The 9,374-nt window shown below is 58.7% G+C and carries 10 protein-coding genes; 6 read left to right on the forward strand and 4 right to left on the reverse strand.

Annotated features, from left to right (window positions below):
• Window positions 1-86 precede the first annotated feature (86 nt).
• Both dnaB and alr read left to right on the forward strand, forming a co-directional pair.
• Entirely contained in the window at window positions 87-1,493 is a 1,407-nt protein-coding gene (gene dnaB / locus ACJO5Y_RS08630; RefSeq protein ID WP_406986197.1) for a replicative DNA helicase, read from the forward strand.
• The gene (alr, locus tag ACJO5Y_RS08635; protein WP_406986199.1) at window positions 1,493-2,572 is read left to right on the forward strand and encodes an alanine racemase; all 1,080 of its coding nucleotides are present in this window, start codon (window positions 1,493-1,495) and stop codon (window positions 2,570-2,572) included. The genes dnaB and alr overlap by 1 nt, the downstream gene beginning before the upstream one ends.
• A 14-nt stretch (window positions 2,573-2,586) precedes the next feature.
• Here the strand turns inward: alr and ACJO5Y_RS08640 are convergent, their stop codons facing one another.
• Window positions 2,587-2,946, reverse strand: a complete 360-nt coding sequence (locus tag ACJO5Y_RS08640) for a hypothetical protein (protein WP_406986201.1) — start codon at window positions 2,944-2,946, stop codon at window positions 2,587-2,589.
• 142 nt (window positions 2,947-3,088) lie between these two features.
• Here ACJO5Y_RS08640 and ACJO5Y_RS08645 point away from each other — a divergent pair, with 142 nt between their 5' ends.
• Window positions 3,089-3,967, forward strand: a complete 879-nt coding sequence (locus tag ACJO5Y_RS08645; protein WP_406986202.1) for a sugar nucleotide-binding protein — start codon at window positions 3,089-3,091, stop codon at window positions 3,965-3,967.
• Window positions 3,968-4,002: 35 nt separating this feature from the next.
• On the opposite strand, the gene fnr is transcribed toward ACJO5Y_RS08645, so the two are convergent.
• Window positions 4,003-4,749 carry a fumarate/nitrate reduction transcriptional regulator Fnr gene (fnr, locus tag ACJO5Y_RS08650; RefSeq protein ID WP_406986228.1) on the reverse strand — a complete coding sequence of 249 codons (747 nt, stop codon included), beginning with the start codon at window positions 4,747-4,749 and terminating at the stop codon, window positions 4,003-4,005.
• Window positions 4,750-4,891: 142 nt separating this feature from the next.
• Window positions 4,892-6,100: a beta-ketoacyl-ACP synthase I gene (fabB, locus tag ACJO5Y_RS08655; RefSeq protein WP_406986205.1), complete on the reverse strand. Its 1,209-nt coding sequence runs from the start codon at window positions 6,098-6,100 to the stop codon at window positions 4,892-4,894.
• 211 nt (window positions 6,101-6,311) lie between these two features.
• Here fabB and ACJO5Y_RS08660 point away from each other — a divergent pair, with 211 nt between their 5' ends.
• Together ACJO5Y_RS08660 and ACJO5Y_RS08665 are read left to right on the forward strand one after the other, a co-directional pair.
• Complete coding sequence (locus ACJO5Y_RS08660; protein ID WP_406986207.1) at window positions 6,312-6,836, forward strand: Mpo1 family 2-hydroxy fatty acid dioxygenase; 525 nt, start codon at window positions 6,312-6,314, stop codon at window positions 6,834-6,836.
• A 52-nt stretch (window positions 6,837-6,888) separates the two neighbouring features.
• Window positions 6,889-7,671 (forward strand): helix-turn-helix domain-containing protein, encoded by a 783-nt coding sequence (locus tag ACJO5Y_RS08665; RefSeq protein WP_406986209.1) that lies wholly within the window; start codon window positions 6,889-6,891, stop codon window positions 7,669-7,671.
• Here the strand turns inward: ACJO5Y_RS08665 and ylqF are convergent.
• A complete protein-coding gene (gene ylqF / locus ACJO5Y_RS08670; protein ID WP_406986212.1) occupies window positions 7,663-8,556 on the reverse strand; it encodes a ribosome biogenesis GTPase YlqF in 894 nt (297 codons plus the stop codon). The two genes, ACJO5Y_RS08665 and ylqF, sit on opposite strands and share 9 nt — an antisense overlap.
• Before the next feature lie 253 nt (window positions 8,557-8,809).
• Here ylqF and ACJO5Y_RS08675 point away from each other — a divergent pair, with 253 nt between their 5' ends.
• The gene (locus ACJO5Y_RS08675) at window positions 8,810-9,274 is read left to right on the forward strand and encodes a Spy/CpxP family protein refolding chaperone (RefSeq protein WP_406986214.1); all 465 of its coding nucleotides are present in this window, start codon (window positions 8,810-8,812) and stop codon (window positions 9,272-9,274) included.
• Window positions 9,275-9,374: the final 100 nt, after the last annotated feature.

Below are 9,374 nucleotides of genomic sequence, written 5' to 3' on the forward strand. Positions count from 1 at the left end.
TTCTGGTATGCTCTCGGGAGCTCTCCCATCGAGGATGCAAACCGCTTAAACTGTCGCTGAAATGATCCTTAACTGAAGATGTGTTCATGGCCAATCCTAATCTCAAGCCCGCAAAAACAGACATAGACACCAGCCGCATCAAAGTGCCGCCACACTCGGTCGAAGCCGAACAGGCCGTGTTGGGTGGTTTGATGCTGGATAATCGCCGGTTTGACGAGATCAGTGAGGTGATTTCCGCCGCTGATTTCTATCGCCAGGACCATCGCCTGATTTTCGCGGCGGCGGAGCGCCTTGCCAGCGAGAGCGAACCGCTGGACGTGGTCACCCTGGCAGAGTTCCTGGAGCGTGCAGGCGATATTGAAGATGCCGGTGGGTTGTCCTACCTGGCCGAAATGGCGGAAAAAACGCCCGGAGCGGCCAACATTCGTGCCTATGCTGATATCGTCAAAGAGCGGGCGATCTTACGCAGCCTTGTTGAGGTTTCGGGGCAGATTGCGGATTCCGCTTTCAATCCGCTGGGACGGACCAGTGCGGAAGTTTTGGATGAGGCTGAGCGAAGCGTATTTAAAATTGCCGAATCCCGTGCCAAAGAAGGTTCTGGCCCGCAGGCGATCAACCCCATTCTGACCAAGGCTTTGAGCAGAATTGAGGAGTTGTTCGAGTCGGGCGAGCAGACGACCGGTTTGACCACCGGTTTCCGGGATCTGGATGAACAGACCTCCGGTATGCAACCGGCGGACCTGATCATCGTTGCGGGGCGTCCGTCCATGGGTAAGACCACCTTCGCCATGAACATTGTGGAAAACGCCCTGATAAGCACCGGCACGCCGGTTCTGGTGTTCAGTATGGAAATGCCGGCGGATGCGCTCGCCATGCGTATGCTGTCTTCGCTCGGGCGGATCGACCAGACCAAGGTGCGAGGCGGCAAGCTGGAGGAAGACGACTGGCCACGGCTGACTTCCGCCGTCAGCCTGCTGAAAGACAAGCCGCTCTATATCGATGACACTCCCGGACTGAGCCCCACTGAAATGCGCTCCCGTGCCCGCCGCATTGCCCGTGAGAACGATGGCAAGATCGGCCTGATCATGGTGGATTACCTTCAGTTGATGCGGGTGCCGGGTAACACCGAGGGCCGGACGGCGGAAATCTCCGAAATCTCCCGCTCGCTGAAAGGTATTGCCAAAGAGCTGAGTTGCCCGGTGGTGGCGCTGTCACAGCTGAACCGTAGTCTGGAACAGCGCCCCAACAAGCGCCCGGTCAACTCGGACCTGCGGGAATCCGGCGCGATCGAGCAGGACGCCGACGTCATCATGTTTGTATACCGGGATGAGGTCTACAACGAAGACACCCCGGACAAGGGCATTGCCGAGATTATCATCGGTAAGCAGCGTAACGGTCCTATCGGCACCATTCGCCTGGCGTTTATCGGCAAATACACCAAGTTCGAAGATCTGGCCCATGGGGATTATGGCGATTACGGTGGTGAGTACTGATGCCGAGAAGTACCATCGCCCGCGTTGACCTGGAGGCACTGCGCCATAATTATCGATTAGCCTGTGAGCGCGCAGGTTCCGCCCGGGCCATGGCGGTGATCAAGGCCGATGGATACGGCCATGGTATCCGCCAGGTTGCCAGGGCGCTGGCCGGGGAGGCGCCCAGGTATGGGGTTGCCTGCCTTGAAGAAGCGCTGGCCGTTCGGGATGAAGGACTTACCCATCCGGTGATAATGCTTCAGGGTACCCATGCGCCGGAGGATGTCGCCCTGTGTGCCCATCAGCGCTTCCAGCCGGTCATGCACAGTGATTACCAACTGGCGTGGCTGAGGGAGGCTGAATCCCCCCCGGATTTCTGGCTGAAAGTGAATACCGGGATGAACCGACTGGGGTTCCCGGCGGATGATCTGGCGGGAAGGGTGGAGCAATTGTTGTCATCACCGGTCACGAAGTCCGCGTTGCAGGGGTTTGTCACCCATTTCGCTTGTGCCGATGACCATGACAGCAGCTTTACCCGGGAGCAAACGCAGCGTTTCAAGGCAGCGGTTTCACCCTGGCCGGATCTTGAAAGAAGCGTTGGTAATTCCGCCGCGCATTTTTTGCCGGAACAGGAACTGTTCGAGTGGAGCCGCCCGGGCATCATGCTCTATGGCGCCTCTCCGGTTATTGGTGTGACGGGGCCGGAACTGGGCCTGAAAGCGGCGATGACACTGGAAGCTCCGTTGATTGCCAGGCGCGTGCTCAAGGCGGGTGACAGTGTCGGTTATGGTTCCTCCTGGGTGGCGGACAAAGAGACGCCGATGGGAATAGTCGCTGTGGGGTATGGTGACGGTTACCCTCGCCATGCGGGCACGGGGACGCCAGCAGCGGTCAACGGTAAACGTATCCGTCTGATTGGCCGGGTTTCCATGGATATGCTGGCAGTGGACCTGTCGGAGGCGCCAGAGGCTCAGGCCGGGGATCGGGTAGAGTTATGGGGCAATCAGGTCGGCGTGGATGAAGTGGCGGGCCACGCCGGTACCATTGCCTATGAGTTGCTGACAGGGGTAACAGCCCGGGTGCCCAGGCTGTACCGGTAAGCTGGCAGACGAACTCAGGCGGCAGCTTCTGGCTCGTGGATGATTTCCTCGACGAAGTCCAGAATGGAGTACAGGCTGCGATCGTCGAGTTTTTTCAGCACCTTGTGAATCACCATCTTGCTGCCCTTGAGCATGCTGCCGATACCCATTTTGGCCATGCTCATCATCATGTTGCCGGCGTTGAGACGGCGCAGGGGTTCAAGGAAGAAGAAGTCGAGTCCTTCTTCGGTCATTTCCACGATCAGGTTGTAAAGCCTGTCGATGGCTTCCTTGTCGGCCTTGCCGCGCCCCCGCAGTTCTTCAACGGTGAGCAGAGCGCGGGTGCGCAGTTCATCGGGGATGGGGGCTACAATGTGGCTCTGTTGTTTCAGCATGTCGGATCCTGTTGTTGTATGCTCTTCAGGTTCTAATGGGTCAGTTGCGTAGTATTGTAAGTTGGTCACCGGTGGTGCCATTGGCTTGATCGTTATCGGGTGACCGTCACATTAGTGATATTTCGGGAGGCGTGGGACGCTTGTGCATGTTGTTGTAGTTCATGATTACGGATCGCTGGGGCGGGTTTTGCTGGAACGGTTGCGGGATACACCGCTCCACGTCAGCCCACTGCTGGTCAGTGATCCGGACAAGGCGGACCTGTCTGCCCTCGAAGAGTGGATTCCGGAGGATACGGACCTGATCGTCAATGCCCTGTGGCTGACGGATCCCGAAGCCGCGGAACGGGATCCCGAGGGTATTCACAAGGCGGCCTTTTCCCTGCCTATAGCCCTGGCGGAGTTTGCCGGTGAACGCAATATGGCGTTGTTGCAGCTGTCTTCCTGTTACGTTTTTGATGGCCGCAAGCAAAGCGCCTACATATCTTCAAATCCGGGGCATCCCTGCAATGAGCTCGGTAACTGGCAGTGGGAGTGCGAGCAGGCCCTGAGAACCCTGCTGCCCCGCCATATCATCCTGCGTACCGGCTGGAGCCTCGGGCGTTTCATTCGCAAGGTGCAACAGGGAACCGCTCCGGGGGATACCTTGCGGCTACCGGGGCGGTGTCGGGGGCAGCCGGTGACGGTGCGGGATCTGGCCCGGGTCATGAAAGCGGTGATCCTGCAGATTGATTGCGGCGCAGAAGTGTGGGGAACCTATCAGTACGCTGGCGCCGAGGAAATTTCCCTCTATGAGCTGGGGCTGGCAATTGCCGGTCTGCCGGGCATTCCGGCGGGTATCCGGGTGGTGGACGACACCCCGGAGTGGGCCACATGGGAGCCCGCCAACGCCACTCTGATCTGCACGAAAATCCGCAATACGTTTGGCATCAAGCAGCTACCCTGGCGCTCCGGATTGTCTGATGAACTGGAAGCCTTGTCATTGTCCAATGGCCGGCAGCCAACGGATACGCCCGCCCACTGAGGGGCAGTCAGGACAGTGGTATTCCCTGTCGGGGCTCAGCAGCCCTGACGGGAGAACTCCGGAATAACCTTTCTTACCGCTTCAATATCCAGAATCTCCACGTCGCGGCCACGGGTCCTGATCAGGCCCTGGTTCTGAAATCGGGTAAAAACCCGGCTCACGGTTTCTACCGCAAGGCCCAGGAAATTCGCAATATCATTGCGCGCCATGGGCATGCTGAATGTCGTGGGGGACATGCGCCGGCGCTGGAAACGACTGGACAGGGAGAGCAGAAAAGCGGCGATGCGTTCCTCGGCGGTGTTCTTGCTCAGCAGCATGACCAGTTGATGGCTGTTGCGGATCTCCTGGCTCATCAGTTGGTACATGTGATGCTGAAGCTCGGGCATGGCGCCGGTCAGCTCTTCCAGCTTCTCTACCGGGAATTTGCACACACTGGTGCGCTCCAGTGCTTTTGCGGTGCAGGCGTAGCGTTTGCCACTCATACTGTCCAGCCCCACCAGCTCTCCAGGCAGGAAGAAGCCGGTAACCTGTTCCTGGCCGCTCTCGGTGATGATTGAGGTTTTCACGGCGCCGCTACGCACGGCAAAGCATGAGCGAAAGGGGGTGTCCTGGTCGAAGATGTGTTCGCCGCGATTGAAGATGCGGCCCTGCTCCACAATGTCTTCCAGTCGATCGAGCTCATTGTCCTCGATGGCAAGGGGAAGGCACAGGTTACTGAGGCCGCAGTTGTGGCAGGAGGCCTTGAGTGCGGGAGCGAGTTTAATATTCATTGCTCTGGCCATGGCGGAGGAGCGGTCCATATTGAGTCATGTCAAGTATGTACCCTAATACGGAAAACCTGCCGTGCCAATGATGAAACACCGGATCGCAGATAAAAGTCGGCGAGCGGAGAGCCATCACGGTGAGAGGCTCTCCGCCAGGGGATTACACCTTCTGGAATATCAGTGATGCGTTGGTGCCGCCAAAGCCGAAGCTGTTGGACATAACCGTGTTCAGCTCGGCGTCCTGAGCTTTCGGCCCGACAACGGGCATATCACTGATTTTCTCATCCGGGTTGTTGAGATTGGCAGTGCCGGCAATGAAACCGTTCTGGAGCATCAGCAGGGAATAAATCGCCTCATGCACGCCGGAAGCGCCCAGGGAATGGCCAGACAGGGATTTGGTGGATGAAATCCGCGGAACCCGGTCACCAAAGACGTTGCGAACCGCGCCCAGCTCAGCGACGTCGCCCACCGGCGTACTGGTGCCATGGGCGTTAATATAATCCACCGGTGAATCAATGGTCGCCAGGGCCTGCTTCATGCAGCGCATGGCGCCTTCGCCGGAAGGCGCGACCATATCGTGCCCGTCGGATGTGGCGCCGTAACCGGTCAGCTCAGCAATGATTGTCGCGCCGCGCTTGCGGGCGTGCTCCAGTTCTTCCATCACCAGCATACCGCCGCCACCGGCGATTACGAAGCCATCCCGGCCGCTATCAAACGGGCGGGAAGCCGTTTCCGGGGCATCATTGTATTTGGTGGACAGCGCGCCCATGGCATCAAACAGCATGGTCAGGCTCCAGTCCTCTTCCTCGCCGCCGCCGGCGAACACGATATCCTGCTTGCCGGACTGGATCTGCTCCATCGCGTGGCCAATGCAGTGGGCGCTGGTGGCGCAGGCGGAGGACATGGAGTAGTTAACCCCCCGGATCTTGAAGGCAGTGGCCAGGCAGGCGGAGACTGTGCTGGTCATGATGCGCGGAACCATATAGGGCCCGATGCGCTTGACGCCTTTCTCCCGCATCAGGTCCACTGCCTCGACCTGACTGGCGCTGGAAGCCCCGCCGGAGCCGGCAATCAGGCCGGTGCGATCGTTGGAAACCAGGTCTTCGGTCAGCCCAGCGGATTCCACCGCCTGCTGCATGGCCAGATAACTGTACATGGCGGACTGGCCCATGAAACGGCGCAGTTTGCGATCAATCACACTGGTATCCACATCCACCGAACCGCAAATCTGGCTGCGGAACCCCAGCTCCTTGTAGGTGTCGCTGAAGCGAATGCCGGATTTGCCGTTTTTCAGGCTGTCCAGTACCGCATCGGCGGAGTTACCCAGGCACGAAACAATGCCCATACCGGTGACGACAACGCGTCTCATACTTTCCTCCTCAGGAGCCCTCCGGCGTGCCGGCAGGTGCTCTGTTCGTTCACTGATCTTACCTGACAGTTTAGGCGCTTTGTCGCGCGGGTGATATTTGACCTTGGTAAGGGGCGCTGCAGACGGGACATCCGATAGCTGTTACGTACAAGGCGGGGCAGGTTGGTCCTGATAACATGACACTTATCAATTACAACAAGAGGATATTTCTGTGCGTAGCTTGTCCCGGTTTCTTCATGATTACGGCGATAGCCACCAGAACCCCGTTAACCAGTGGGTCCATATTGTCTGTGTGCCTGCCATCATGATCTCAACGCTTGGTCTGTTCTGGTTGATACCGGTGGGCCATTGGCTGGGTTTGTCTGGTGCAGCGGCTGAGTGGGTTAATGGCGCCACCATATTGGCGGTGCTGTCGGGCATCGTGTATCTGCGACTGTCCGTGTGGGTGTTTGTGCTGATGGCCGCATGGTTTGCGTTGTCGGCCTGGATTATCCAGAGCGTGATTGCCAGCGGCTGGTCATTGTTCTGGACCAGTCTTGTGGTCTGGGTCCTGGCCTGGGTGGTGCAGGTGTGGGGCCACAAGGTAGAGGGCAAAAAGCCGTCTTTTGTTGAGGATCTGGTCTTTCTGCTGATTGGTCCCATTTTTGTGAGCATCGAGTTTGCCGCCAAACTGGGCATTCCGGTACCCCATGCCCAGGGCTCAGATTCCACCAGTAAACCCGCCCAGGGTCACTGATACGCACTGATTGGGGTATGCTTGATAGCAGAATCCTGATCCGGTGCATTCTATGACGTGTAATTCCGCGGGGCGCCCGCCCGCATCCGGCAGCCCCCAGGGCACCCTGTTTCTGTGGTCGGACCATTGGCAGGTGGTCGGGCGGCTGATGCCCAACCGGCCCCATCGACACATCAGCGCATCGCTGTTGGTGGGGCTGGATCAGGCATTTCAGCTGCAGGTGGACGGCCATTGGCGCCGTACCCGGGCCGCCATTGTGTCACCCGATGTCATTCAGGCACTCGATCCTGGTCATACCCGTATGTGGATTGTCCAGATGGATCCCGACAGCCGTCACTGGCGCGCCCTGCGCCATCTGGTTGGTGATTCAGGTTCCGCTGACCTGAACCTGGATCGCCTTGACGTACCATCCGTTCAGGAGTTGGACTGCGAAGCAGTGGAACGCTGTCTGGAGGGTTTGTTGACCATCGCCGGACGTCCGGCGGAACCACTGGACGAGCGGGTATCACGGGTCTGTGGCATCCTGCGAAGGGAGCTGCCGGAGAAGTTGGACGTCAGCCTGCTGGCCGGGTACGTCGGACTATCCGCGTCGCGGCTGAGCCACCTGTTTCGTCAGCAGACCGGGGTGCCGCTGCGTCGTTTTCTGCTGCACCTGAAAATGAACCGGGCGCTGGCCTTCTGGGAGCCGGGCAAGTCGGTGTCGCGGCTGGCAACAGAAGCCGGATTCTATGATCAGCCGCACCTGGTCAGAACCGCGCGGGAAATGTTCGATGCCTTGCCTTCGGAATACGTCACCACCGGCTGGTTCCGGGTGTGCCGGTGCCCATCAACCTGATTGATCGGCTTCTTTGGCCAGCCTCGCGGCCTCGGCTTCCCGGGCTTCCTGCTCAATCATCTCCGGTGTCTCCAGCGAGATACGCCCCAGGGTGCCCGCGCGCAGCTCATTCAGCAGAACCTCGGACACCTTGTGTAGATCCGGGATGCCTCCCCGCGCAAAGAACCGGCGCTTGGCCGCAATGGCGTCCATCAGCGCCAGGCCATCAACCGGAAGGTCTTCAAAGCCGTAGCGTTTCTTGATCAGCTCAGGATACGCCTGCAGCAGGTAATCCGCCTCAAACAGGGCCACGTCTTCAAAATCAATCACCGCACTGCGGATGGCGCCGGTAATCGCGAGACGATAGCCACAGGCTTCCGGCGACAGCTTGGGCCAGAGGAAGCCCGGGGTGTCGTACAGAAGGATGTTGTCAGGCAGCTTGATGGCCTGCTGGGCGCGGGTCACCGCCGGTTCGTTACCGGTCTTCGCCGCCGGGCGTCCGGCCAGGGTATTGATCAGGGTAGACTTCCCCACGTTGGGAATGCCGAGGATCATCACCCGCAGCGCACTTTTCTGCCGGTCGTGGCCCGGTGTCATTGCGGCAGCGAGTTTGAGGATATCCATGGCCTCGCCGCGCTGGTTGTGGGTGAGGGTGATGGCGCGCACCCCCCGTTCCTTTTCCAGCCAGTCCTGCCACCGGGCGGTAACGTCTGGATCCGCCAGGTCGCGCTTGTTGAGTACCTTGATCAGCGGCGTATCGCCCCGCAGGTTGGGAACCAGAGGGTTTTCGCTGCTAAAAGGAATGCGGGCGTCGACGACCTCAATGATAAGGTCCATCTGCGGCATTACTTTTTTGATCTCCTTGCGGGCCTTGTGCATATGCCCGGGAAACCAGTTGATGGCCATGTTGATACTCCAGAATTGGCTGAACGGCGCCATTATGGACGGGAATGACCAAATTTTCACATTTGATTGAAACCGCCGATGCCGCGGCATCCGGGCGGGTGGTTTGAGAAGTATGTACAAAAAGAGGGGATATCGGGGTGAAAGCGGAGGGCATTTTGTTTTAGGGTGGTGGACCTGAACCGAGAAACCAATGATGATCAGCGGTTTGACGTCACCATATTGTGTGGTTACCGCTTAATTTACGGAGAAATTTATGAAGCTTGTAAAACTGTTTGGTATTGCCCTTCTGACCATCGGTCTGGCCGGTCCTGCCATGGCCCAGGATATGAGTCAGCAGGGTGGTGGAGCCCAGGCGCCCCAGGGTGACCAGGTAGATCAACTGGCCGAGCTGGTGGGTCTGAGCGATGACCAGCAGAAAGAGATTCGCGGTATCATCGAAGAGATGCAGGGCGAGATTCAGGGTCTTCAGGCGGAAGCACAGCAACTGCAGCAGGCAATCCAGGCCGAGATCAAGCCGGACTATGACGAAGACACCATCCGCGACAATGCCGAGAAGCTGGGTGACCTGACCGGTGAAATGACCGCACTGTCTACTCTGATGCAGGCCAAGGTCGACGCTGTGTTCACTGAAGAGCAGCGCGCGGAGCTGGACAAGCGCATGAAGCAGATGCAGCAGCAGATGCAACAACAGCGTCAGATGCAGCAGCAAATGCAGTAAGCACCTGACCTGAAAAAAACCGCCACGGTTTCTGGCCGTTGGCGGTTTTTTTGTTTCTAGCCTGCGAGTTGTGGTGCGGGCATGGCGGGTGAAGGCCCTC

The sequence above is a fragment of the Marinobacter alkalisoli genome, from assembly GCF_045449855.1.
In the GTDB taxonomy this organism is placed as follows: Bacteria; Pseudomonadota; Gammaproteobacteria; order Pseudomonadales; family Oleiphilaceae; genus Marinobacter.